Consider the following 965-nt stretch of genomic DNA (forward strand, 5'->3'; position numbering starts at 1 on the left):
CGGGTGTGGGCCATCGAGGGCTGCGAGGGCATCGGCCGGCACATCGCGCACCGGCTGATCGCGGACGGGCAGGACGTGGTGGACGTGCCGGCGAAGCTGTCCGCACGGGCCCGGGTGTTCGCGACTGGGCAGGGCCGCAAGACGGACGCGACCGACGCGCACTCGGTCGCTCTGGTCGGAACGCGGATGGCGGGGCTGCGCCCGGTCGTGTCCGATGCGCAGCTGGAGGTGCTGCAGCTGCTGGTGGACCGGCGCCGCGCGATCGGGGACGAGCACACCCGCAAGATCAGCCAGCTGCACCGAATCCTGTTGGAAATGCTGTCTGGTGGCGCGAAGAAGTACCTCTCGGCAGCACAAGCGCGGGCTCTGCTGGCCACCGTCCGGCCCCGGGATGCGGTCGGCAAGACCCGCAAGCGCGTGGCCATGGAGCTGGTGGTCGACCTGGAGCGGATCTACGCGCGGAAGAAGGCCGCCGACAAGGAACTCAAGGAGCTCGTCGCGGCGACCGGAACCTCACTACTCGGGCTGCACGGCATCGGCCCCTCGGGTGCGGCACGGCTGCTCGTCGAGGTCGGGGACGTGTCGAGGTTCCCGGACCGCAACCACTTCGCGTCCTGGACCGGGACCGCCCCGATCGACGCCTCCTCGGGCGATCACGTCCGGCATCGGCTCTCTCGTGGCGGGAACCGGCAGATCAACCGGGTGCTGCACATCATGGCCACCGTGCAGCTGCGCACCCCGACCGAGGGGCGCGCCTACTTCGACCGGAAGAAGGCCGCCGGGAAGAGCTCGATGGAAGCGATGCGATGCCTCAAACGCCGGCTGTCCGACCTCGTTTTCCGGACCATGCTCGGCGACTACACCGCAGGGAAGGTGACGGGCCCGGGAGGGCACCGGGGCAACGACTCTGACTCCAGCGCGACCGGCTCACAACCCCACACCAGCTCTTCGGACAAGCCACTTCC

1 protein-coding gene is annotated in these 965 nt (G+C 69.6%); it reads left to right on the plus strand.

The genetic code is table 11. The features are described from left to right. On the plus strand, nucleotides 1-965 hold a 965-nt coding region (locus tag ABD241_RS20605; RefSeq protein WP_344067387.1), incomplete at both ends, for a transposase.

The sequence above is a fragment of the Terrabacter lapilli genome (assembly GCF_039531305.1).
GTDB classification, from domain to species: Bacteria; Actinomycetota; Actinomycetes; order Actinomycetales; family Dermatophilaceae; genus Terrabacter; species Terrabacter lapilli.